Annotated in this window: 18 protein-coding genes and 1 tRNA gene; all 19 read left to right on the top strand. The window is 40.1% G+C overall.

The annotated features are described in order from the left end of the window. Positions 1 to 96 precede the first annotated feature (96 nt). The 19 genes from tig (at position 97) to rpmB (ending at position 23,113) form a co-directional block, all read left to right on the top strand. Positions 97 to 1,380, top strand: a complete 1,284-nt coding sequence (tig, locus tag ODU46_RS06985; RefSeq protein WP_024406467.1) for a trigger factor — start codon at positions 97 to 99, stop codon at positions 1,378 to 1,380. A 178-nt stretch (positions 1,381 to 1,558) separates the two neighbouring features. Then, positions 1,559 to 2,335, top strand: coding sequence for a gamma-glutamyl-gamma-aminobutyrate hydrolase family protein (locus ODU46_RS06990; protein WP_024384685.1), 777 nt, complete (start codon positions 1,559 to 1,561; stop codon positions 2,333 to 2,335). An 18-nt stretch (positions 2,336 to 2,353) separates the two neighbouring features. After that, complete coding sequence (locus tag ODU46_RS06995) at positions 2,354 to 3,751, top strand: APC family permease (protein WP_105115771.1); 1,398 nt, start codon at positions 2,354 to 2,356, stop codon at positions 3,749 to 3,751. Between the two features lie 27 nt (positions 3,752 to 3,778). Next, positions 3,779 to 4,159: a Rid family detoxifying hydrolase gene (locus tag ODU46_RS07000; protein WP_024384683.1), complete on the top strand. Its 381-nt coding sequence runs from the start codon at positions 3,779 to 3,781 to the stop codon at positions 4,157 to 4,159. Between the two features lie 3 nt (positions 4,160 to 4,162). Then, positions 4,163 to 5,299 (top strand): PLP-dependent aspartate aminotransferase family protein, encoded by a 1,137-nt coding sequence (locus ODU46_RS07005; protein WP_208542084.1) that lies wholly within the window; start codon positions 4,163 to 4,165, stop codon positions 5,297 to 5,299. A 64-nt stretch (positions 5,300 to 5,363) separates the two neighbouring features. Beyond that, a complete protein-coding gene (gene pepV / locus ODU46_RS07010; RefSeq protein WP_398579432.1) occupies positions 5,364 to 6,761 on the top strand; it encodes a dipeptidase PepV in 1,398 nt (465 codons plus the stop codon). A 60-nt stretch (positions 6,762 to 6,821) separates the two neighbouring features. Then, positions 6,822 to 7,508, top strand: coding sequence for a transcriptional regulator (locus tag ODU46_RS07015; RefSeq protein ID WP_024406471.1), 687 nt, complete (start codon positions 6,822 to 6,824; stop codon positions 7,506 to 7,508). 286 nt (positions 7,509 to 7,794) lie between these two features. Continuing rightward, positions 7,795 to 8,490, top strand: a complete 696-nt coding sequence (locus ODU46_RS07020; protein ID WP_395326828.1) for a polyphosphate polymerase domain-containing protein — start codon at positions 7,795 to 7,797, stop codon at positions 8,488 to 8,490. Positions 8,491 to 8,502: 12 nt separating this feature from the next. Next, positions 8,503 to 9,180, top strand: coding sequence for a DUF4956 domain-containing protein (locus tag ODU46_RS07025; protein WP_024384678.1), 678 nt, complete (start codon positions 8,503 to 8,505; stop codon positions 9,178 to 9,180). 5 nt (positions 9,181 to 9,185) lie between these two features. Then, positions 9,186 to 10,628 carry a CotH kinase family protein gene (locus tag ODU46_RS07030; protein WP_398579433.1) on the top strand — a complete coding sequence of 481 codons (1,443 nt, stop codon included), beginning with the start codon at positions 9,186 to 9,188 and terminating at the stop codon, positions 10,626 to 10,628. Between the two features lie 8 nt (positions 10,629 to 10,636). Beyond that, on the top strand, positions 10,637 to 12,781 hold the full coding sequence (locus ODU46_RS07035; RefSeq protein ID WP_398579434.1) for a hypothetical protein: 2,145 nt from the start codon (positions 10,637 to 10,639) through the stop codon (positions 12,779 to 12,781). Positions 12,782 to 12,919: 138 nt separating this feature from the next. Then, complete coding sequence (locus tag ODU46_RS07040; protein ID WP_398579435.1) at positions 12,920 to 14,317, top strand: glycosyltransferase; 1,398 nt, start codon at positions 12,920 to 12,922, stop codon at positions 14,315 to 14,317. Between the two features lie 109 nt (positions 14,318 to 14,426). Continuing rightward, entirely contained in the window at positions 14,427 to 15,347 is a 921-nt protein-coding gene (locus ODU46_RS07045) for a metal ABC transporter solute-binding protein, Zn/Mn family (protein ID WP_114866209.1), read from the top strand. Positions 15,348 to 15,380: 33 nt separating this feature from the next. After that, the gene (locus ODU46_RS07050) at positions 15,381 to 18,536 is read left to right on the top strand and encodes a pneumococcal-type histidine triad protein (RefSeq protein WP_398579436.1); all 3,156 of its coding nucleotides are present in this window, start codon (positions 15,381 to 15,383) and stop codon (positions 18,534 to 18,536) included. Between the two features lie 126 nt (positions 18,537 to 18,662). Further along, positions 18,663 to 19,244 carry a DNA-directed RNA polymerase subunit delta gene (gene rpoE, locus ODU46_RS07055; RefSeq protein ID WP_014637475.1) on the top strand — a complete coding sequence of 194 codons (582 nt, stop codon included), beginning with the start codon at positions 18,663 to 18,665 and terminating at the stop codon, positions 19,242 to 19,244. A 192-nt stretch (positions 19,245 to 19,436) separates the two neighbouring features. Next, on the top strand, positions 19,437 to 21,041 hold the full coding sequence (locus ODU46_RS07060; protein WP_105119881.1) for a CTP synthase: 1,605 nt from the start codon (positions 19,437 to 19,439) through the stop codon (positions 21,039 to 21,041). 289 nt (positions 21,042 to 21,330) lie between these two features. After that, positions 21,331 to 21,416: transfer RNA gene (locus ODU46_RS07065), tRNA-Leu, on the top strand. A gap of 234 nt (positions 21,417 to 21,650) precedes the next feature. Next, a complete protein-coding gene (locus ODU46_RS07070; protein ID WP_398579437.1) occupies positions 21,651 to 22,532 on the top strand; it encodes a class II fructose-bisphosphate aldolase in 882 nt (293 codons plus the stop codon). A 392-nt stretch (positions 22,533 to 22,924) separates the two neighbouring features. Then, the gene (rpmB, locus tag ODU46_RS07075; protein ID WP_001140948.1) at positions 22,925 to 23,113 is read left to right on the top strand and encodes a 50S ribosomal protein L28; all 189 of its coding nucleotides are present in this window, start codon (positions 22,925 to 22,927) and stop codon (positions 23,111 to 23,113) included. The last annotated feature ends 618 nt before the right edge of the window (positions 23,114 to 23,731 follow it).

Below are 23,731 nucleotides of genomic sequence, written 5' to 3' on the forward strand. Positions count from 1 at the left end.
TGCCATTTCCCGAAAGTCCATTATAAAATCGTTGAAATCCTTGTCATTTGTGGTATAATGAAGAGTATGCAATAAAATTTTAAGGAGAATGACAGAATGTCTGTATCATTTGAAGCAAAAGAAACAAACCGCGGCGTTTTGACTTTCACAATTGGTCAAGATGCAATCAAACCAGAATTGGACCGCGTTTTCAACAAAGTTAAGAAAGATATCAATCTTCCAGGTTTCCGTAAAGGTCACTTGCCACGTGCCGTTTTCAACCAAAAATTCGGTGAAGAAGCACTTTACCAAGATGTAGTAAATGCACTCTTGCCAGCAGCTTATGAAGCAGCAGTTGCTGAAGCTGGTCTTGAAGTCGTTGCACAACCAAAAATCGACGTTGTATCTATGGAAAAAGGTCAAGACTGGACAATCACTGCTGAAGTTGTGACAAAACCTGAAGTAAAATTGGGTGACTACAAAAACTTGGCAGTTTCAGTAGAAGCAACTAAAGAAGTATCTGACGAAGAAGTAGATGCAAAAATCGAACGCGAACGCAACAACTTGGCTGAATTGGTCATCAAAGAAGGTCCAGCAGCTGAAGGCGACACAGTTGTCATCGACTTTGTAGGTTCAATCGACGGCGTTGAATTTGACGGCGGTAAAGGTGAGAACTTCTCACTTGGACTTGGTTCAGGTCAATTCATCCCAGGTTTCGAAGCACAATTGGTAGGCCACGCAGCTGGTGAAGAAGTAAACGTTGAAGTGACTTTCCCAGAAGACTACCAAGCAGCTGACCTTGCTGGTAAACCAGCCCTCTTCGTGACAAAAATCCACGAAGTAAAAGCAAAAGAAGTTCCAGCTTTGGATGACGAGTTGGCAAAAGACATCGACGAAGAAGTGGAAACACTTGATGAGTTGAAAGCTAAGTACCGTAAAGAATTGGAAGCAGCAAAAGAAGTTGCCTTTGACGATGCAGTTGAATCAGCAGCTCTTGAATTGGCTGTAGAAAACGCTGAAATCGTTGAATTGCCAGAAGAAATGATCCACGAAGAAGTTCATCGTGCAATCAATGAATTCTTGGGTGGTATGCAACAACAAGGTATCTCACCAGATATGTACTTCCAAATCACTGGTACAACTCGTGAAGACCTTCATAAACAATACGAAGCAGATGCTGAAAAACGCACTAAGACAAACTTGGTTGTTGAAGCAGTAGCGAAAGCAGAAGGTTTCGAAGCAACTGAAGAAGAAATCAACAAAGAAATCGAAGACTTGGCAGCAACTTATAAGATGGAAGTGGCACAAGTTCGTAGCTTGCTTTCACCAGAAATGCTTAAACACGACATCGCTGTGAAGAAAGCCGTTGAAGTGATCACAAGCACTGCAACTGTAAAATAATTATTTGGAAAACTCGACTCTGGTCGGGTTTTTTTGTTTAATCATCTTTTTAATGCGATATGATACTTTTTTATAAAAAAATATATTTTTTTATAAAAAAGTATTGTAATCGTTTTCTTTTTGTATTATAATTTGATTATAAAAAAATATAATATTTTATAAAACAAGGAGGATGGCTATGGAATCAAAGTGTTCTAAGCCGATTATTGGGATTTCAGCGAGTATTATCGTTGATTCAGGAGGGATGTTTCCTGGTTATCATAGAGCTTATGTAAATGAAGATTATGTAAACTCTGTTATACGTAGCGGAGGGATTCCGCTCATTATTCCGATTAGTCAAGATGAGACAGTCATTGATGGCTATATTGGTAGTATTGATGGATTAATTCTTTCAGGGGGGCACGATGTCAATCCTTTGAATTATGATGAAGAACCAGATCAGAAATTAGGGGATATTTTCCCATTGCGCGATTGGTTCGACAGTCAACTTTTACAAAAAGCTAAAGAAAAGCGAATTCCAATCTTAGGGATTTGTCGTGGATGTCAAATCATCAATGTGTCACACGGTGGTAGCCTTTGGCAAGATTTATCCTATGCGGAAGGTGTGACAATCAAGCATTGGCAAGCACATCATCCAGACTTAGCAACTCACTCCATCGAGATTGAAGAAGATTCTGTACTTTATCACGTGCTGGGAGAGAAAAAAGTGATGGTGAACTCTTTCCATCATCAAGTGATTCGTAAGGTGGGAGATGGTTTCAGAGTTGTAGCGAGAGCAAGAGATGGTGTGATTGAAGCGATTGAAAGCACTGACTATCCTTTTATGATTGGTGTGCAGTGGCATCCTGAAATGTTACACCATTGCGATGCGGGTATGTGTCGTCTCTTTAAAGCCTTGGTTGAAGCAGCGCAAGGTATGTCAAGTGAAAAGATTTTATATGAAATGGCCGTTTGAGAGTAGGAGGAAAAGGTCATGAAAAAGAAATTAGGTTTTTATTCCATCGTATTGCTGACTATTAATTCCGTTATCGGGACGGGAATTTTCCTATCACCAGGTACGGTAGTTGCTTCTACGGGGCAACAAGCCTTGCTGGTCTATTTACTGGCAGCAGTATTTGCTTCAGTACTTGCGATTACTTTTGCAGCAGCGGCTAAGTACGTTTCTAAAGGTGGTGCAGCCTATGCCTATGCCAAGGCAGCATTCGGAGATAATGTTGGTTTTTATGTCGGAATTACTCGCTATATTGCAGCAAGTATTGCCTGGGGTGTTATGGGGACTGCGGTAGTAAAAACTGTCCTTGGTATATTTGGGTTGGATAATACAAATATGACCTATATCACTCTCGGATTTATCTGTTTGATGGCGGTACTCTTACTTGTAAATATATTCGGTACAAGAATTTTTGAAGTCATCAATAACCTTTCTACTATCGGAAAAGTTGGCGCTTTGGTGACGACAATCGTTGTTGGCTTGGCTATTGTCTTATTTGGCAATGTTAACCAATTCGGTACGATTAGTTCCATTATGAACAGTGCAGGCGAACCTTTGGGTTCCAATCTAGACATGGGTGCTTATTGTATGGCGATTATTGCAGCTTTCTATGCCTTTACTGGTTTTGAAAGTGTAGCGAGTGGTTCTGAGGATATGGAAGCACCAGAGAAAAACTTACCACGAGCGATCCCGTTGGCAATTGCTATTGTGGCGGCTATTTATATTGGTATTGTTGGGGTTGCTATGATGATTAACCCAGAAGCGATTGTTTCTACTACGGAAGTTGTAGCCTTGGCAGAAGTATTTGACAATAATATTATTCGTAGTATGATTGTAATAGGTGCTTTAGTTTCTATGTTTGGTATCAATGTGGCAGCTTCCTTCCACACGCCTCGTATTTTGGAAGCGATGGCCTTGCAGGGACAAATTCCAAGTGCCTTTACAAAACGTACTGAAAATGGCTTCCCACTGACTTCATTCCTTATCACGATTGGGATTGCTATTTTATTACCGATGGCCTTCGGTTTCAATATGAGCAGTATCATTGTCCTTAGCTCAATTTCACGTTTTATTCAATTTATCATCGTACCATTGGCAGTTATCATTTTCTATTTGGGCAAAGAACGGGGAGAAGCATTGCAAGATGTTAAGAAAAATCCAGTTGTTGATGTCTTCATTCCAGGTCTTGCACTAGCCTTTACATTATTATTGCTTTATAAATTTAGCTGGGCTCAACAATTTACCATCACCTTGGAAAATGGTGAGGTCGTAGCCAATGTATTTGCAATCACAGCTATGGTTATCGGCTATGTTATCTTGCCGATTGTGCTGATGATTTGGAAAAATAGTCAAACAAAAGTTGCTACAGCGACTAACTAAAAGGGGAATCAAAGAGGGGAATTGAATATGGTAGAACGTATTTCAAGTGAAAAAATTCCAGCTGCGGTAGGAAGTTATTCTGCGGCTAGTAAGGTAGGAAATTTGATTTTTACATCAGGACAACTACCAATTAATGTTGAAACAGGCAAAATTGATCAGCCAGAATCAATCGAATGGCAAGTTGCGCAGTCGTTGCGGAATGTGCAAGCTATTTTAGAAGATAATGGATCTTCCATGAAAAATATTATCAAGACAACAGTCTATTTAGACAATATAGAGGATTTTGCAAGTTTCAATGCTGTCTATCAAACTTTCTTTGATGGGGACTACCCTGCTAGAACGGCTTTTGAAGTAGGCCGCTTGCCTTTTGGAGCACTTGTAGAGATTGAAGCAATTGCGGAGGTATAGGGAATGAAAGACAATACAAGGTTGTTACATGGTTATCCAGTGTTAGATGAATATACAGGGGCGGCCTCGATTCCTATCTATCAAACCTCAACTTTTCATAATTCAGAATTGTATTGTGACCATCAAAAGTATTTATACACACGCTTTTCGAACCCGACAACGGATGCGTTAGAAAGTGGCTTAGCTTGCTTAGAACAAGCCACCTTTGCGATAGCCTTTGCATCGGGTATGGCCGCAATATCAAATGTTTTGATGTTATTGGAAGCTGGGGACCATGTCATCTTTCCTATTGAGGTGTATGGTGGAACGTGTCAATTTGCTACGAAGATCTTGCCACAATATGGCATTTCAACAAGTTTCGTAGATATGGCTGATTTGGACCAGGTTCGTAAGGTGATAACGGACCAGACGAAGATGCTCTATATAGAAACTCCTTCAAATCCTTTATTAAAGGTAGTAGATATTCGTGCCTTGGTTGAAGTGGCTAAAGAAAATGGCTTGATTTCCGTTATTGACAATACCTTCATGACAGCCTTGTATCAGAGGCCGTTGGAACTAGGTGTGGACATTGTTGTTGAAAGTGTAACGAAATTTATCAATGGCCATAGCGATGTTGTTGCTGGACTGATTGCAACGAACAACGAAGAATATTATCATAAGCTGAAACTATTCCAAAAAAATTTTGGAGGAATTGTTGGTGTCGAGGATGCCTGGTTGATTTTGCGTGGTATGAAAACAATGGGGCTTCGGATGAAGCAATCTGTACACAATGCGCAGACAATTGCAGACTATTTAGTTTCTCATCCAAAAGTAAAAAAAGTTCATTATCCAGGTCTGGTCAATCATCCAAATCATTCTGTACAGATGCGACAGGCTGAAAATGGCGGTGCGGTACTTTCCTTTGAATTTTACTCAAAAGAGGATATGTTAGCCTTTACTAAGATGATTAAGATACCGATTTTAGCAGTTAGTCTAGGTGGTGTAGAGTCCATTCTATCGCATCCAGCAACCATGTCCCATGCTTGTTTGAGTGAAGAAGAAAGAGCTGAACAAGGGATTAGTGATAGTCTTCTACGCCTATCTTGCGGTATTGAAGATGTCGAAGATTTACTGGCAGATTTTGAACAAGCACTTGCTTAAGGTATAAAGGACCAGTATAGGGAGTTTCCCATCTGGTTCTTTTATTTTTAGATAAGAGGTTAGTATGAATTGGTTAAATGAAATAAAGAAGTATGAAGAGGAGTTGTTACAAGATATTTGTGACTTGGTGAGTATTAACTCTGTTCGAGACGATAGTCTAGCGAGCGAGGAGTGTCCGGTCGGACCAGGCCCCAAACGTGCCCTATATGCGGTCGAAACATTATTGAATGAGACAGGGCTGAAAACAGAGATAATCGATAATCTGGTTGTTCAAGCAGACTGGGGAAGCTCTGATGAAGTTATTGGGATTATGGGGCATGTTGATGTTGTTGCCGTTGGGGAAGGGTGGTTGTCAGATCCCTTTGTACCGACTTTGCGAGATGGAAGATTGTACGGTCGAGGAGTATTGGACGACAAGGGGCCGTTGGTCTGTGCCATCTTTGCAATAAAAATACTGCAACGGTTAGGAATAAGCCCAAAGAAGACTGTTCGTTTTATCATTGGAAGTGATGAAGAAAGCGAATGGAAATGTATGAAGGCTTATCAAAAATACCGTAGTTTTCCCAAGGTTGGTTGGGTTCCTGATGCCTATTTCCCTGTTATACATGGTGAAAAGGGGACTAGTATTTTGCAAATCACGACCGGTAGTGTGAATCGCCCTGATTTTTATCTGAAAGAATTTCATGCCGGTGTGCAGGTGAATATGGTTCCTGACAAGGCGGTTGCAGTACTTGAAGCAGAGGAGCCTGAAAAAATATCCCAAGCATTTTATCGTTTTATAAATGACTATTCTGGAATTGCTGGTGAAGTATGCAGACAGGAGAAGAATGTTACCCTGACATTATTTGGGCAATCCGCTCATGGTAGCAAACCATTTTTAGGGGAAAATGCGGCAACCTACCTGGCTCGTTTTTTGGATACTTACTCGCGAGCTCCTATAAATCAACAAGATTTTCTATCATTATTGGCTGACTGCCATGAAGATTCATTTGGGGAAAATTTCGGAATTGCTTATCAGGATCCAGAGATGGGTAAATTGACAGTCAATGTTGGTCAGGTATCTTACACCAAAGAAGCTGGAGGGCTGATTTCGTGTGATTGCCGTTATCCAAAAGGGATTGAATTCTCTAGGATTCAGACTTTGGTGGCATCAAAACTGGGAGAATGTTTCCAAGTGGCTGGATATGAGAAGTTGAGCCCACATTTTGTTTCTCCGTCATCTGAGCTGGTTCAATGTCTGCAAGAAGTTTATCGAGACCAAACAGGTGGACAAGAAGCTCCGCTGGTTATTGGAGGAGCTACCTATGCTCGTCTGATGGAAGAAGGAGTTGCATTCGGTGCGCTATTTCCAGATAGGGAAGATACCATGCATCAGGCGAATGAATACATGGAAGTGGAAGATATACTGCGGATTGTGGCCATTTATTCGGAAACAATCTATAATTTGGTGTGTTCGTGTTAAAAATTTGCGATTTTCAGTCTGGTGTGATACAAGTAATGTATAAGGAGTCTGGATATGAGTATGAATTCAAAATTAAATCACTATATTCCCTTGGTTGATTTTTTGGCTCAAATTTTGGGGAAGAAGACCGAAGTTGTGCTACAAGACTTTTCGCAGGGACTAGATCACTCGTTGATTTATATAAAAAATAATTTATCCGGCCGTGATATTGGTGCTCCGGCAACGGATTTTGTGTTGGATGTACTCCAGTCGAAGGTGTATAAGGAAAAGGATTATCTGGTAAATTATCGTACAAAAACTTTGGGCGGGAAGGAATTGTATTCCTCTAGTTTTTTTATAAAAGATGATACTGGTGAGTTGCTCGGCATGATTTGTGTCAATGCTGATAAATCGAAGATGCTAACCTTGAAGCGCTTGTTCGAGTCGGCCTTGGAAGATGTCAATGAAGAACTGGCTAATGAGCAAGTAGAACATGAAGAACCAAATATCGTTGAAAATTTCTATACAACTGCTGGTAGTATGATTGAGGCTGCGATTGAACAAGAAACACATGGGAAAGATGTTGAGCGATTCAAACTATCAAGAACAGAAAAAATAGCAGTTGTACGTTCCTTGTATCAAAAAGGTTTCTTTGATTTCAAAGATGCTATTCCACAGGTGGCTACAGCTTTCAAAATGTCAGAAGTAAGTATTTATAAATACATTCAAATTATAAAAAATGAAGCAAATGGCTTCGTTGATAATTAAAACGATGGTCATCTAGGATGATAGGCTATATTGAAACAACTTGTTTGTAAAACTCGATTTTGATCGGGTTTTTTTGTTTTGAGGAAGTGAGTGCTAGGAGAGGGAGGGATGTTGAAGCAGAGGTAACGTAACATAGACAAAATACACATCCCTGTAGTTTATATGTTTTTTTGAGTAGAAGGGTTGTCAAGAAAATAGCAAAGAACTATACTATAATCATAAAACAACTATACAATTGTATTTTTTATTATAGAAAATGGCAAAAGGAATGGAGTGACATGGCTTGATTAATGAAGTGTTGCGGAAGGAGAAGAAGTATCTACTTCCGTTAGAAATGTATTATTATTTGAGCGGAAAGTTAGAAAAAATACTAAAAGTGGATAGCTATGGAAAAGAAGATGGCTACTGTGTACGTTCCCTCTATTTTGATTCTTTAGAGGATGTTGATTGGCAGGAAAAAGAAGATGGTCTTGAAAATCGTCGGAAGATTCGCTTAAGGAATTATGGAAAAGGTTCGCAAAATGCCAAATTAGAGTTGAAGCAGAAGCAGGGAGATAATCAGCGGAAACGTTCTCTTTTGATGACAAAAAGTGATGCGATGTCATTAATTGAAGGGAACACATCAGTATTATTGACCTATCCAGATAAATTGGCGACGGAACTTTATTGCCGTATGAACCAGTACTGTTACAAACCTAAGACGATTATTGAATACCGTCGGAAAGCTTTTATTTCTCCTGAAAACGATATTCGAATCACATTTGATTTTCAAGTACGCGGGACAGAAGCATCCTACGACATCTTTAATAACCATCTGCTGCAATACAGTTTGTTGGATCCTCATCTGGTAATTTTAGAAGTAAAGTACAATGGATTTCTATTGTCGCATATCAAAGATTTGTTGGCAGAGGTGGATGGCAGTGAATTGAGTGCTAGTAAATATTGTATGGGAAGAATGATCAGTAAACATTATAGATTTTAAGAGGGAAGATAGATGAAAGATTTATTACGAAATATTTTAGAACAACATGGAACATTGACAATCCAAGATATGATTATGCATATTGTGGTGGCAGCTATTTTAGGAGGAGTTATCTACGTTTCTTATGCCTATACGCATGCTGGAACGACCTATAGTAAAAAGTTTAACATATCGCTCATGACACTGACGGTACTGACTGCGACTGTTATGACCGTTATTGGGAATAACGTGGCACTGTCCTTGGGTATGGTTGGTGCGCTTTCGGTGGTTCGTTTTAGGACAGCAGTGAAGGATTCTCGTGATACAACCTATATTTTTTGGACGATTGTAGTTGGAATCTGTTGTGGTGTCGGAGATTATATAGTGGCAATGATTGGAAGTAGTGTGATTTTCTTGCTGCTTCTCATCTGGGGAAGGGTTAAAAACGAAAATCGGATGTTATTAATTGTACGAGCTAATCGAGAGTTAGAAGTTCCTTTGGAAGGACTCTTCTTCCAGTATTTTAACGGACATGTTGTTCAACGTGTAAAAAATACAAAAGCAGATATGTTGGAGCTGATTTTTGAGGTCAATCGGCGTGTTTACGACAAATACTATTCAGCAGATAATAGCTTAGTTGAACAAGTCTATCAGTTGGGGGAGGTAGACTATTTTAATGTCGTGACTCAAAGTGATGACATCAATGGATAATATCTATGAAACAAAAAATACTGTATTACTTAGTTTTTATCGGGTTGCTGCTTGGTATTTTTAGTCTACGGATGCTAGATCTAAAACAGCATAAAGAACGATTTTACCATCATAAAGTTTCTCTATCTGCCCAACCAGTGAGTCCAGTTGAGCACTTGGCCAGCCACCTACCGATTATTGAAATTGATACTCTGGATGGGAAGGTAGTTCCTCTAGAAAGAGGAGAAAATGAAGGTGGAACAAGACAACAATCTGTACGAGGAACTGTTCGGCTGTACGATAAATTAGATGAAGTAAACCGTGTCGGGGATGGGGCGCGTGTTGAAACGTTGGCGGAGATAGCGTATCGTGGCAATTCCTCTCGGCATTTTGATAAGAAATCAATTAAACTACGTTTTGTCGATAAAAAAGGAGAGGATGTAGAGCACACGGTTGCGGGAATGCCAAAGGAGTCCGAGTGGGTCTTGCATGGTCCATTTTTGGATAGGAGTCTGCTGAGAAATTATATATCCTATAACCTAGCTGGCGAATTGATGGAGTATGCTCCCAATGTCCGTTATAGTGAAGTGATGATTAACGGAGAGTACCAAGGTTTGTATTTAATTGTTGAGAGTATAGAACAGGGAGTGCATAGAATCCCTATTGAAAAAAGTGACAAACGCTCCTTGAAAACATCATATATTGCTGTTTGGGACCGACCGCACAAGGCAAAAAATCCAGTCGATAACTATGTTGGCTATACCTATCAAGCAGATCAGTCATCGCTAGATATTCGCTATCCAAATGTCCGAAAAATAACAGATGCTCAAAAAGACTTTATCCAGCAGGATATTAGTAAGATTGAGAGAATCCTATACTCCTACGATTTAAAACAGTACGGGCACTACGTAGATAAGAATGCTTTTGCGACCTATTTCGTTATCAATGAATTCTTCCGTAATACGGATGCAGGAATATTCTCCACCTATCTCTACAAGGATTTGCGAGATAAAATGAAGATTGCTGTATGGGATTTTAACAACGCATTTGATAACCACAGCGATGTAGAATACGATCGAGCAGGTTTCTCGATGCTGGAGGTTCCGTGGTTTAGCATGATGATCAAGGATAAGGAGTTTATCGATTTAGTCGTTCATAAGTACCATCAACTACGCAAAAATCTGCTCAATACCAAACGTCTTCACGATCATATTGATAAGACAGTTCAATTTTTAGGGCCAGCCATTCAAAGAAATAATGATAAATGGGGTTACGTCTTTCAGTTGCAAAAAATGGATGAACATAACTATCTCCAGCCCTATGAACGCAATCAAGCAAGTTACGAAGAAGCTGTGCATGTTGTAAAAGCCTTTATTGAAGATCGTGGGAAGTGGTTGGATGAGCATATTGAAACCTTGTATCAATACTGTGCTCCATCCAAAAATACAAATACGCTAGTCGATTATTAGGAGGGGCTATGAAAAAGTATTTGATAGTTGTCAGTATACTGGTTTGCATATTGACGGTTGGTTATTATTTGTATTATTTTGATGGGAGTTTGTATATCCCTAAGGTGTACTCGGAAGAGACTATTAACTATACTTTCCAGGTTCGCAATCAGGAATTGGTACGGAAAACAAAGGGGGGAGAGCATCCATTTATTGTCAAAGGGGTAACAATAGATAGTGGCATAGCTGGCTACCATCAAAATGATTTTGCTATTGGAGAGAAACGTTACCTGTCATGGATGAAGAGCATCTCAGACATGGGAGCCAATACCATTCGTGTAAAAACGATTATGGATGTTGATTTTTATGTTGCCTTGGATAAGCACAATCGTCAGTCAGATAAGCCGCTTTATCTTTTGCAAGGGGTTCGAGTGGACGATGTTCGAGATAATACAGCTATTGATGCCTACCATCCCCAATATCGAGGACGACTATTGGAGGATGTAAAAGACGCCGTTGATGTCATCCATGGTCGAAGAAAAGTCTGGAATACTGACTTGGGGAGTCATTACTATCGGAAAGATGTTTCCAAATGGGTGCTTGGTTTTATCGTTGGTGACCAATGGAATGGTTCGACAGTCGCTTATACCAATCATCAAGTGAAGCAGACTTCTTATAAGGGGGAGTATATCAGTACGGGTCAGACTGCCACGGCTTTTGAGGCGATGTTAGCTGAAGTATTGGATGAAATGGTTGTTTATGAGACTAAAAAATATGGCTGGCAACACTTGGTGAGTTTTGCCAGTTCGACCCTAACAGACCCATTTATCTATCGAAAACCCTTCGCAGCGCAAGCTTCAAAATATGCTCAATTGAACGTTGAAAATCTATCGGTAAGCGATCGCCTAAGAACAGGCGTATTTGCTTCCTATCAATTATTGGACTATCACCCCAAAGCACTTGATTACCTTGGGGAAAATCCAAGTCTTTCGATAGAAGATGTTACAAAAATAAAAAAAGAAAACTACCCAGAAAATTATGTCGGTCTCTTAACGCGCTATCATCAAGTTCCTGTCTTGATTTCTGGCTATGGTTATTCGACTTCTAGAGCCATTACAGCCCTGAATCAAGGAGATATAGAAGGACCCCTAACAGAAACACAGCAGGGAGAAATGTTGATTAGGGATTTTCGAGCATTTTTAAAGACAGGTGCTGTAGGAGGAATCATTGAGTCCTGGCAAGATGATTGGGGTGCTCGTACTTGGAATACAGCATTTACAACAGACCGGCACAGCCGTTTCCAATGGGGAGATGCTCAATCAAATAATCAAGGCTTCGGCTTGATTGCGTTTGAAAATCGAGTAAAGAATCACAGTCTTGATGGCTCGCTTGAGGAGTGGAAAAAGCAAGCTATTACTGAAAATAACGGGAATAAATTACTTGTTGATGGGGATGAAAGTTATTTATATTTAGCTATTCAAAAGACTGCCGTAAAGACCGATGGTGCAAATCGGTGGCTGATTCCTATTGATATTACACCGAAGACCGGCAGTATGGAATGGAAGGATGAAAGAGTACACTTCTTAGGGAGAGCAGATTTTCTCCTAGCTATAGATGGGGAAAGCAACAGCCGTTTATTGGTTCAGGAGAGATATGATGCGGTTCGAGCTAACTATCTCAAACAAACAAGCGGAAGTGACCCATTTGTTGACATTCCTAACAAAGATTCATCGCACTTTACAACGGCATCGCTTGTATTGAAACACAATCGGATTTTTGAAGACTTGGAAAAAGCCGAACGAGAAGATAAATGGAATCCGCTTTATGAGACGGGACGGCTACGTTCTGGAAACAGTCAGAGGGGAGCAAAAGAGTTTGATTCGCAGGCGGATATTTACTTTGGAGAGAAGGTTATAGAAATTCGGATTCCGTGGCAATTGTTGAATTTTTCAAATCCCTCACAAGGAAGGATACACGATGACTATTATCAACATTATGGTGTTTCGGAGATAGCGATTGATTCTATCCAGCTTGGTTTAGGTGAGTGGAAAAAAGGGGAGTATATTCGGATGGAAAACTATCGCTTGGAAAAATGGAATAGACCTACCGTAGAAGGAGTTCTAAAAACTTCATACACCATGCTAAAAGACTATTGGAAAGAGGAAGAGAAATGATACATAATGTGTTGTACTTTTATATTATTATTTGCATTGCTATTTTAATCTTTAATATGGCTTATATTATCAAACGTAGACTTTTTTATAAGAAACCACAAATGGTCGAGCGTAAGCGCTGATTAGAAGGGGACATGGATGACTTGGTTAAGCATTTTTTTAACAATTTCACGCTTCTTATTTTTGACTTACTTGGTGTTGTACGCAAGCTTTTTGTTGCTTTCTGTAGTGACAGGAGGTATTCATCTCCATGAGCGCTATAGAAAGCGACGGAGGAAGCTAGAGGAACGTGAGGGCAATTATCCACCAATATCTATATTGGTCCCAGCTTACAACGAGGAAGTTACCATTATTTCCACCATAGAATCCTTATTGAAATTGGACTATCCTATCTATGAAATCATTGTATTAGATGATGGTTCTAAAGATCAAACAGCACAACTGGTTCGCGAGTATTTTCAGATGAAGGACAGTCAACGAAAAATTGACTACAAGCTTTCTTGTCATCCTTATCACAGAATCTCAGAACAAGAGTTTGGTTCTGTTTGTCTGACATTGATTGAAAAAGAAAATGGAGGCAAAGGGGATGTTCTTAACCTCGGTATCAACGCAGCCAAGCACGAATATTTTTTGTGTATCGACGCAGATTCGATGTTACAAAGAAACTCTCTGAAAAACCTCGTCCGTCCCATGCAGAAATGGGAGAATGTCATATCTGTTGGTGGAGTCGTCCAAGTTTCACAAGGGGTACGAATAACTGACGGAGAGGTCAGCAATTACCAGTTGCCGTGGTCGGTGCTCCCATGTTTACAAGCTATCGAATATGACTGTTCTTTTTTAGGGAGTAGAATTTTATTGGACTATTTGCAATCCAATCTCATCATATCAGGTGCCTTTGGGTTATTTTACAAGGAGTATGTCATAGCAGTTGGGGGGTATGATAGGCAAACGCTGGGAGAAGATATGGAGCTAGTCATGAAATTGCACTATTTCTGTAGAAATAACAATATTCCTTATCGAATCTGCTATGAAACCAGCGCCATTTGTTGGAGTCAAGCACCGAGCTCTATCGGTGATTTATGCAAACAACGCCGTCGCTGGTTCTTGGGGCTCTATCAATGTCTAAAAAAATACCGAAAAATGTTATCACGAGTTCGTTTTGGGGCGGTGGGATATTTTTCCTATGCTTACTATATGCTATTTGAATTTTTAGCTCCGTTTATAGAGACTTTCGGTTGTTTCGTGATTCTACTTTCATTGATTTATCATCAACTAAACATCTCATTTTTCATATCGCTCTTTTTCCTCTATAGTGCTTTTTGCTCACTAATCACCTTTGCATCATTTTTGCAACGCGTCTACTCGCAAGATTTATTTATTGGGCCTATGGATTTGTGTAAAGCCTTCCTGGCAACCTTGTTCAGATACTTTTTCTTGCATTGGGTATTGAATATTGTCCGTCTGACAAGTTTTATTGGATATAAAAAGAGAAAGCGTGAATGGGGAGAGATCAAACGAGTGAAACAATTCATTTAAGTAAAGGTAAGACTGGCTTATAAAAAGAAAGTCTTATCTTTTTTTTAAAAAATACTTGACTGGTTAATGTTATTGTGATATAGTTAACTGGTTAACAAAGGAGGTAGTTATGTTAAAGAAAGTGATAAGGGGCTGTTTTGTTGCCTTATTCGGTTTTGTTTTAGCAGCTTGCTCGGCTCAGAAGGAAGCGAGTCAAGTACAGCCAGGAATGAAAATAGTCACCTCATTTTACCCAATTTATTCACTGGTTAAGGAAGTTTCTGGGAGCAAAAATGATGTTCGAATGATTGGCTCAAGACAGGGCATACACTCGTATGAACCATCGGCTGCGGACATAAAGGCCATATACGATGCAGATGTTTTTATCTATCATTCGCGAATTTTGGAATCCTGGGCAGGACGTTTGGAACCTAATTTGCAAGGTTCATCTGTCAAGGTTTTGGAGGCTTCGACTAATTTACCGCTGACAAAGGTTCCAGGCTTAGAAGACATGGAAGCTGGTCAAGGGATTGATGAAGCTAGTTTATATGACCCCCACACATGGCTGGATCCAGTTTTGGTTGGTCAGGAAGCTGTTGCGATTGGTGAACTTTTAGCAGAAAGTGATCCTAAGAATGCGGATTATTATCGTCAAAATGCCGCAACCTTGGAGGAAAAGGCGCAAAAGTTGGCAGACAAGTATAGCCCAATCTTTTCAAAAGCCACATCAAAAACATTTGTCACTCAACACACAGCCTTCTCTTACACTGCGCAACGCTTCGGGTTGAAGCAGTTGGGAATCGCAGGAGTTTCAGAGGAGGAACCAAGCCCTAGACAGTTGGCGGAAATTAAAGAATTTGTTGACGCCTATAATGTGCAAACAATTTTTACAGAAAAAGGTGCCTCGGATAAGCTTGCCAAGGCATTGGCGAGTTCGACAGGTGTGGACTTAAAAGTGTTGGATCCTCTTGAAGCAGATCCAGAAAATAATTTAACCTATCTAGAAAATCTAGAGCAAGTCTTAGAAACATTAGCTCAAGAGTTAAAATAAAAGGCCGAATTCTATCGACCGGAAGGAGAAAAAATGAAGAAAAAAGCAGTTGTTGGCTCCGTAGCCGCCCTTGTTTTAGGGATGAGTCTCTGTAGCTATCAGCTTGGACGTTTCCAAGCGATGGAAGAACAAAAAAATCGTGTGTCCTATATTGAAGATAGTCAAAGTGTACAAACTACCGTTGCTGAACAATTAACACCTGATCAAATTTCTGCCAAGGAAAATATTGACGCTGAGCAGATAGTCGTTAAAATTACTGATCAAGGCTATGTGACATCACACGGCGACCATTTCCACTACTATAATGGTAAAGTCCCTTTTGATGCGATTTTTAGTGAAGAATTGGTCATGAAGGACCCGAACTATGTTTTACAAGATAGTCACATCATCAATGAAGTCCAGGATGGCTACGTCATAAAAGTTGATGGGAAATACTATCTCTATCTAAAAGACCCTAGCAAACATAAAAATGTTCGTAGCAAAGAAGAAGTGGAGCGGCAAAAAGGAATCTCTTCTGCTGACAGTAAGAATCAGGCGGCAGGAAATAGTAAAGATGGCCGCTACAGAACAGACGATGGCTATGTCTTTAATCCGACAGATGTTATTGAAGACACGGGAGATGGTTTTATCGTTCCGCACGGCGACCATTTCCACTTTATTCCTAAAAAAGATTTATCAGCTGCCGAATTGAAGGCTGCACAAGATTACTGGAATCAAAAAGGAAGCGTGAGCTCGGCTAGTGGTAGTCAATATGGCGATAGAAACAATAGAGTTCAACAGACAACAATTAGTGCGGGGCAAGGTCAGGATTTGGCTAGTTTATTGGCTCAATTGGATGCAACGCCGCTATCTCAACGCCATGTAGAAGCAGATGGATTGGTATTTGACCCAAGAACGATTACGAAGAAAACAGCAGCAGGTGTCATCGTTCCGCACGGCGACCATTACCACTTTATCCCATACAGCCAGATGTCTCCTCTAGAAGAGAAGATTTCTCGAATGATCGGTGTAAATGGAGCAGGTGTTTCTTCTGGTGCACAAGCAAGTCACTCCCAACACACACCGACACAACCAAATCGTCCAGTAACACCAATCGGCACGGTTACAACGCAACCGGTATCGCCTACACAACCAGTATTACCAACACAACCGAAGCAGTCAACAGGGAAAGTAGTTTCCTATATGGGACGTCAAATTCCTGCTTATGGAAAAGGGTTAGATGGTAAGGCATATTTTACAAGTGATGGATACATCTTTAGCAAATCCTCTATTACCTCAGTTGATGATCAAGGGTTGATAGCTAGTCATGGAGATCATTTCCATTATGTTGGTTTTGGCGAACTCGAAGATTTTGAAATCAAGCAAGTAGAGGAGTGGGTTAATGAGAAGGCAGGCAAACAAGTGCCACCGAAAACATCTGAACAAGTAGGAAACGATGCTAAACCCACAACACCAAGTCAAGGGAACGATTCAAAACCTGTAAAACCAATTCAAGAAGAAAATCGCCCTGCATTTGAATACAAACAAGTAACGGCTAAACGTAAGTTGGCTGGAAAAGTTGTTTATGAAATGGAAGTAGGTGGAAAAACGTATACGTATGGTCGTGACGAACTAGATTTGATGAAAATCTCTTTTGCTGAGTTGACTTTGGCAGAAAAAGATAAGCAGTATATCTTTGATATTGCACCGCTTGCAGAAGGAGATCTTAAGCCAGCCATGTTGGTCGGTATGGATCAAATTCCGATGAAGGGAGCGAATGCAACCTATGATACTGGACAATCCTTTATTATTCCACACATTGATCACATCCACGTCCTACCTTACACATGGTTGAGTAAGGAACAAATTGCAACGATCCGCTATATCATGCAACATCCTGAAATTCGTCCATCTGCTTGGACTACAAGTGGACATGGTGATGGAGAAGCAACGGATCTTGTTCCCCCAATTCTAAATGCAACACCTAAAGCAAACCGCTTAGGCTTGAAAAATTGGCAAATCATTCACACCGCAGAAGAAGTCATGGATGCACGTGCAAAAGGGAAATTTGCAACAAATGATGGCTATATCTTCTCGGCGGAAGACGTACTAGATCCAGCAAGTTTTGTCTTTAGTCAAGCATTCAGTCTACCAAGAGCGACAGGTGGTTCTCTGCGTTCAATTTCCAAGAAAGATTTATCTAAAGAAGAATTGGATGCTGTACAAACTCTTCTTGATAAACGAGACGCAGAAGAATTGGCGAAAAATGTCACACCAATTGAGAAACGTGCAGGTTTGAAAAATTGGCAAATTGTTCACTCAGCAGAAGAATTGGCAGAAGCTAAGGCAGCAGGAAAATATACAACGAAAGACGGCTATATTTTTGATCCGGCAGACCTATTAGATCCAAAAGTGAAAATAGGTACGGATAACTATCGCATCCCACGTGTGATTACAGATGGTTACCGTCGGATTAACAAGAGTGATTTGAATTACTTAAGCGAGTTAATCCCAGCAGAGGCTATGGTGGCTCAACGTGAGAAATCTAATTCTGGTTCACCGTCAACACCTGCACCAACTGAAACAGGAACAACTGCAGGCGAGACAACAACGCCAGAACAGCCACAAGTTGCCAAAGAAACAGCAGAGGAAATTTACAACCGAGTTGAAGCGAAGAAAGTTGTTCCTTTCGAAGCACTGACCTACAATGCTGGCTATGCGACCGAAGTACGCAACGGGACTCTGGTAATTCCGCATCAAGATCACTATCACTATGTATCCTTTAAATGGTTTGACCAAGGCAGTGCAAGAAGTCCTGAAGGGTATAGTTTAGAAGATTTCCTAGCAACGGTTAAATACTACATGACTAATCCACAAGAACGCCCTGTTTCAGACGATGGCTGGGGAGTATTTACACCAAGTACACCATCTGAATCAACAGAAGAAACAGAGACGGAAGAAAGTGATGAAGAAATTATTTCTGAAGAAACTGAGGAAATTGACGAGTTTACAGAAGAATTAAAACGAAGAGCAGAAGAGTTTGGCATGGACTTCAAAACCTTTGAACAAAGTTTGGTCACGCTCTCAGACCGTTACAAAGTTTCTTTTGAAGCTTTCGAATATGATGCAACAAGCAAAGTTGTTCGACTTGTAGATAAGGATGGGGTCAAACGGACCATCTCCCTTCCAAGTTTAGAAGAACAAGTATAGTAAACAAAATACCTGTAGCGTTGAGCTCTGCAGGTGTTTTTTTACAGAAAAACGATAAAGATTATCTTTGACTATTTGCCTTTTTTAGCGTAAAATAGAAAGGAAAGACAAAAAAGGAGAACAGCCTTGGAACTTAACGTATTTGCAGGACAAGAAAAAAGCGAACTTTCCATGATTGAAGTAGCCCGTGCTATTTTGGAAGAACGTGGACGTGACAACGAAATGTATTTCAACGACTTGGTCAATGAAATTCAAAACTACCTTGAAAAATCAAACAGCGAGATTCGCGCAGCCCTCCCAACCTTCTATTCTGATTTGAATGTGGATGGAAGCTTCATTCCACTTGGCGAAAACAAATGGGGCTTACGTTCTTGGTACGCAATCGATGAGATTGACGAAGAAGTGATCACTCTTGAAGAAGATGATGAAGATGCACCAAAACGCAAGAAGAAACGTGTCAATGCCTTCATGGACGGTGATGAGGATGCGATTGACTATGGACATGACGATCCAGAAGATGAGGACAACTATCCGGGTAGTGCATCATCAGAATACGATGATGAAAATCCAGATGACGAAAAAGATGAAGTTGAGTCCTATGATTCAGAAATCAACGAAATTATCCCAGATGACGAATTGGATGAAGAGGATGTTGATTTAGGTGAAGATGACGACGAGTATTCAGATGAAGAGGTCGTCGACGAATAAGAATTATATCCCCATAGGTTCTTAAAAATAATTTGACAAGACTACCAAATTACGATAAGATATTATCGGGCACCTCTTTTGAGGTCGGAGCTCCCTAGCGATAGGGAGCTATTTTTGTTTTTTCTTCAAGTTAACAGGAAGTATCCCCACAAATCGCTTCCTATTAGCCTGAATCGTAGAAAAGGAGTTTGCATGACAAAGTATATTTTTGTAACAGGTGGTGTTGTTTCCTCTATCGGCAAAGGGATTGTAGCAGCCAGTCTAGGTCGTTTATTGAAGAACCGAGGTCTCAAGGTAACAATCCAAAAATTTGATCCATACATCAACATTGACCCGGGAACAATGAGTCCGTATCAACACGGTGAAGTTTTTGTGACGGATGACGGTGCAGAAACCGACTTGGACCTTGGGCACTATGAGCGTTTCATCGACATTAACCTGAACAAATATTCAAATGTTACAACAGGTAAAATTTATAGCGAAGTCCTCCGTAAAGAGCGTAAAGGGGAATACTTAGGGGCGACAGTTCAAGTTATTCCACACATTACAGATGCTTTGAAAGACAAAATCAAGCGTGCAGCTCGTACTACAGATGCAGATGTCATCATCACGGAAGTGGGTGGCACAGTAGGTGATATTGAAAGCTTGCCATTCCTTGAAGCGCTTCGTCAGATGAAGGCAGATGTCGGTTCAGACAATGTTATGTATATCCATACAACACTCTTGCCTTACCTCAAAGCAGCAGGCGAAATGAAAACCAAGCCAACACAACATTCTGTAAAAGAGTTGCGTGGTCTAGGTATTCAGCCAAATATGTTGGTAATTCGGACAGAGCAGCCTGCTGGACAAGGAATTAAAAATAAACTGGCACAATTCTGTGATGTCGCTCCAGAAGCAGTTATTGAGTCCTTGGATGTCGAACATCTTTACCAAATCCCATTAAATATGCAAGCGCAGAACATGGATCAAATTGTTTGCGATCACTTGAAACTCGACGTACCTCCAGCAGATATGACAGAGTGGACAGCAATGGTAGATAAGGTTCTTAATCTCCAGAAAAAAGTAAAAATTGCTTTAGTTGGTAAGTATGTAGAATTACAAGATGCCTATATTTCTGTAGTTGAAGCTCTAAAACACTCAGGATATGCAAATGATGCTGCTATCGAATTGGATTGGGTCAATGCAAATGATTTGACAGCAGAAAACGTAGCTGAACGTCTAGGACAAGCACAAGGAATTATCGTTCCTGGTGGCTTTGGACAACGTGGTACCGAAGGGAAAATACAAGCCATTCGTTATGCTCGTGAGAATGACGTGCCAATGCTAGGGGTCTGCTTGGGAATGCAGCTGACCTGTGTAGAATTTGCTCGTCACGTTCTCGGTTTAGAAGGTGCTAACAGCTTTGAATTAGACCCAGAAACCAAATATCCAATTATTGACATCATGCGTGATCAAATTGGAGTAGAAGATTTAGGAGGAACTCTCCGTTTAGGTCTTTATCCAAGCAAGCTCAAACGTGGCTCCAAGGCTGCAGCTGCTTATGATAATCAAGAAGTTGTACAACGTCGCCATCGTCATCGTTATGAGTTTAACAATGAATTCCGTGAACAATTTGAAAAAGCAGGTTTTGTTTTCTCAGGCGTGTCACCAGACAACCGTTTGGTAGAAATTGTTGAAATTCCAGAAAATAAATTCTTCGTTGCCTGCCAATATCATCCAGAACTACAATCTCGTCCTAATCGCCCTGAAGGTTTGTATACAGCCTTTGTTTCGGCAGCTATGGAGAATGAAAAATAAGTGTAATTATTATAGAAGAAGATTGGTATTATTCAATCTTCTTTTATATTTTATATAAAGAAACGAAAAAGATGACAGTGTTTATAGGAGAAAATACGAAATACGAGCCCCATATGGCATCATTGTCTAGATGGTTTTAAGCATTATATATAGTAGAATATTGCAAAAGAATCGGCTAAATCAATACGTTTTGGCAAAAAAAGTAAAAATAAAGGTAAAAATAAAAAATAAAATTCAAAAAAAGTGTTGACAAGGCTAGTTCCTAATGATATACTAGTTCTTGTGTTAAGCGGGGATGGCGGAATTGGCAGACGCGCAGGACTAAGGATCCTGTGACCGCTTTAGGTCGTGTGGGTTCAAGTCCCACTCTCCGCATAGTGGACTAGCTAAGGCTAGTCCTTTTGCTTTGTCTAGATAAGCGCAGAGCACGATATATGCTAGTTCATAAATTACAAGAATGATACGAAGCAGGCATTATTATGGCTTTCATGAAAAGATATGTGAAAGTTTTCTCAAAACTAGACGGTTTCAACTAGCATTTTCAAAATAAAAATGGTAGAATAGAAGAGTATGAGGTGCAACCTCAAAAAATATTAGGAGGCTATCGAAATGCCATTAGTTTCAGCAGAAAAATTTGTCCAAGCAGCGCGTGACAACGGTTATGCAGTTGGTGGATTTAACACAAACAACCTTGAGTGGACTCAAGCTATCTTGCGTGCAGCAGAAGCAAAACAAGCTCCAGTTCTTATCCAAACTTCTATGGGTGCAGCTAAGTACATGGGTGGTTACAAAGTAGCTCGCAACTTGATTGCTAACTTGATTGAATCAATGAACATTACAGTTCCAGTTGCTATTCACCTTGACCACGGTCACTACGAAGATGCACTTGAGTGTATCGAAGTTGGTTACACTTCTATCATGTTTGACGGTTCACACCTTCCAGTAGAAGAAAACCTTGCAAAAGCAAAAGAAGTTGTAGAATTAGCGCACGCTAAAGGTATCTCAGTTGAAGCTGAAGTTGGTACTATCGGTGGTGAAGAAGATGGTATCGTAGGTACTGGTGAATTGGCTCCAATTGAAGACGCAGTAGCAATGGTTGCAACTGGTATTGACTTCTTGGCAGCAGGTATCGGTAACATCCACGGTCCATACCCAGCAAACTGGGAAGGTCTTGACCTTGACCACTTGCGTAAATTGACTGAAGCTGTACCAGGTTTCCCAATCGTATTGCACGGTGGTTCAGGTATTCCAGATACACAAATTCAAGAAGCAATCAAATTGGGTGTTGCTAAAGTTAACGTAAACACTGAGTGCCAAATCGCATTTGCAAACGCAACTCGTAAGTTTGCAGCGGCTTATGAAGCAAACGAAGCAGAATACGATAAGAAAAAACTCTTTGACCCACGTAAATTCTTGGTAGACGGCGTGAAAGCTATCCAAGCATCTGTTGAAGAGCGTATCGACGTATTCGGTTCGGCGAACAAAGCTTAATGTAACTGCGAAGAAATCTCGGATTTCAAGCAAACAAAGCGTAAGATTCATAGATTAAACCAAAAAGGATTTTCTTTCGAGAATCCTTTTTGTTATGTAGTTGATTGAGTTTGATCTAGTTCTTCGCTATGAAGAAATCTACGATAGAAGTGAGCAGAGAACAATTAAAATATAAACCGCTCCAAAGTTTTCATGACTGTAATAGCTTAGAGAATGAAGAATTATGGATGGTGCGCAAACTGTAGTATTAAAATATTTACCTATGAGTATAGATACTTTTAAAAAAAGAAAGTGAAAATAATTCTTGCCAAGTCCAATCTTTTCTGTTAGAATAGTATGGTATGTGGTGCTAGCACATCCGATATATTTGATCAAATGAGGAGGAAGATACAATGGCTAAAGTATGTTATTTCACTGGTCGTAAGACTGTATCAGGTAACAACCGTTCACACGCTATGAACCAAACTAAACGCGCAGTTAAACCAAACCTTCAAAAAGTAACTGTTTTGATTGATGGTAAACCTAAAAAAGTTTGGGCTTCAGCACGTGCACTAAAATCAGGCAAAGTTGAACGCGTATAATAACAAAGTCGTTAGAAAAATCTAGCGACTTTTGTTTTTGGAAAATAGCCTAGTTATAAAGTCGATGAGGAGCAAATTCGGTAGCTACATAATAAACAGGAAAGAATATCAACTATATAGCTCTTCACATTGTTGTTGAAAGGTTAACAAAGAAGGAACGTGTCAAAAATGAACTGTGTATTGATGTGGGAGATTTTTCCAAGGTCGAACATTTAAACTTGGATTGATATTAGGGATTGTACGAGAGAGCATGTCCGTACGGATACTATAAGAAGGGAATCACGAACTGGGAGAATAGAGAGTATTTAAAAAATCCAAAAAAATCTCCAAAAACCGGTTGACAATGTATAGTAAGTCGTGATAGAATAATTGAGTTGTCTCTTGAGGGGCTAGTCAGTAGCGGAATGAAAAAAAGTTTCGAAAAAGTGTTGACAAGTCCAGTAGAAGATGATAGAATAATTGAGTTGTCTCTTGAGGAACTAGTCAACAGCGAAACGAAAAAAAGTTTCAAAAAAGTGTTGACAAAGTTTCTAAGAAATGATAAACTAAGATAGTTGTCGCGAGAGCGCGATAACGAACAAGACCTTTGAAAATTAAAGAAGACGAACCAAACGTGCA

The sequence above is a fragment of the Streptococcus sp. 2020WUSS089 genome, from assembly GCF_044427405.1.
GTDB lineage: Bacteria > Bacillota > Bacilli > Lactobacillales > Streptococcaceae > Streptococcus > Streptococcus hashimotonensis.

Coding starts and splice junctions, on each gene's coding strand:
- tig (WP_024406467.1), top strand. CDS start 97: ATGTCTGTATCATTTGAAGCAAAAGAAACAAACCGCGGCGTTTTGACT.
- ODU46_RS06990 (WP_024384685.1), top strand. CDS start 1,559: ATGGAATCAAAGTGTTCTAAGCCGATTATTGGGATTTCAGCGAGTATT.
- ODU46_RS06995 (WP_105115771.1), top strand. CDS start 2,354: ATGAAAAAGAAATTAGGTTTTTATTCCATCGTATTGCTGACTATTAAT.
- ODU46_RS07000 (WP_024384683.1), top strand. CDS start 3,779: ATGGTAGAACGTATTTCAAGTGAAAAAATTCCAGCTGCGGTAGGAAGT.
- ODU46_RS07005 (WP_208542084.1), top strand. CDS start 4,163: ATGAAAGACAATACAAGGTTGTTACATGGTTATCCAGTGTTAGATGAA.
- pepV (WP_398579432.1), top strand. CDS start 5,364: ATGAATTGGTTAAATGAAATAAAGAAGTATGAAGAGGAGTTGTTACAA.
- ODU46_RS07015 (WP_024406471.1), top strand. CDS start 6,822: ATGAATTCAAAATTAAATCACTATATTCCCTTGGTTGATTTTTTGGCT.
- ODU46_RS07025 (WP_024384678.1), top strand. CDS start 8,503: ATGAAAGATTTATTACGAAATATTTTAGAACAACATGGAACATTGACA.
- ODU46_RS07030 (WP_398579433.1), top strand. CDS start 9,186: ATGAAACAAAAAATACTGTATTACTTAGTTTTTATCGGGTTGCTGCTT.
- ODU46_RS07035 (WP_398579434.1), top strand. CDS start 10,637: ATGAAAAAGTATTTGATAGTTGTCAGTATACTGGTTTGCATATTGACG.
- ODU46_RS07040 (WP_398579435.1), top strand. CDS start 12,920: ATGACTTGGTTAAGCATTTTTTTAACAATTTCACGCTTCTTATTTTTG.
- ODU46_RS07045 (WP_114866209.1), top strand. CDS start 14,427: ATGTTAAAGAAAGTGATAAGGGGCTGTTTTGTTGCCTTATTCGGTTTT.
- ODU46_RS07050 (WP_398579436.1), top strand. CDS start 15,381: ATGAAGAAAAAAGCAGTTGTTGGCTCCGTAGCCGCCCTTGTTTTAGGG.
- ODU46_RS07060 (WP_105119881.1), top strand. CDS start 19,437: ATGACAAAGTATATTTTTGTAACAGGTGGTGTTGTTTCCTCTATCGGC.
- ODU46_RS07070 (WP_398579437.1), top strand. CDS start 21,651: ATGCCATTAGTTTCAGCAGAAAAATTTGTCCAAGCAGCGCGTGACAAC.
- rpmB (WP_001140948.1), top strand. CDS start 22,925: ATGGCTAAAGTATGTTATTTCACTGGTCGTAAGACTGTATCAGGTAAC.